The sequence below is a fragment of the Ruegeria sp. AN6 genome, from assembly GCF_056540425.1.
This window is the reverse complement of record NZ_JBQFWR010000045.1, coordinates 1-828: the sequence shown is the minus strand read 5'-3', so window position 1 is coordinate 828 and position 828 is coordinate 1. Positions and strand designations below refer to the sequence as shown.

Sequence of the window (828 nt, the reverse complement as noted above, 5' to 3'; positions counted from 1 at the left end):
GGATGTGTCGCAAACTCTGGGGTCTAGTTGACGCGCATGCGTGATCTGAGGTTTGTACTCGTCGAAAAATTTTCAAACAGGTTATTTGAGCATGATCTCGTTGAAGGGCTGTCATTTCCCCAAGGATGCAGTTTTGTACGCTGTGTACTTCTATCTGCGATACACGGTGTCCTATCGTGACTTGGAAGAGATCATGGCTGAACGCGGTGTGCGAGTTGACCATGCCACATTGAATAGGTGGGTTGTGAAATACTCGCCGATCGTCGCAGCTCGTGCGCAATCAAAGAAACGCCCAACGTTGAGCTCCTGGCGTATGGACGAGACCTATATTCGTGTTCGCGGCAAATGGATGTACCTCTATCGGGCCGTCGACAAGGCAGGAAATACCCTTGATTTCATGCTGTCTGAGCGCAGGAACCGTCCAGCAGCAGCCAGGTTCTTTGCCAAAGCGCTGTCTTCAAATGGAATCCCGAGCAAGATCGTCATCGACAAAAGTGGAGCCAACGCAGCGGGCATTCGAGAGGTGAACAAAATCCTTAATCGGTTTGGTTGCACCGCCAAAATTCAAACAGTCAGGTCAAAGTATTTGAATAACCTGATCGAGCAGGATCATCGGTTCATCAAGCGTCGCATCCGGCACATGTGCGGGTTCAAATCGTTCAGATCCGCATCGGCTACTCTGGACGGCATTGAGGTCGCCAACATGATCCGAAAGCAGCAATTCCCCTGCACTACGACATCTGGCTTTCGGCTATTTGCAGAGATCGCAGGATGAGTGCGTCCAGTAAGTCGCTAACTCTGACCGTCCCAAAAGTTTGCGACACATCC

The 828-nt window shown here is 50.7% G+C and carries 1 protein-coding gene; it reads left to right on the top strand.

What is annotated here, in order from left to right:
* Nucleotides 1–91 precede the first annotated feature (91 nt).
* Complete coding sequence (locus tag ACR0MQ_RS22940) at nt 92–775, top strand: IS6 family transposase (RefSeq protein ID WP_480611278.1); 684 nt, start codon at nt 92–94, stop codon at nt 773–775.
* Nucleotides 776–828 lie beyond the last annotated feature (53 nt).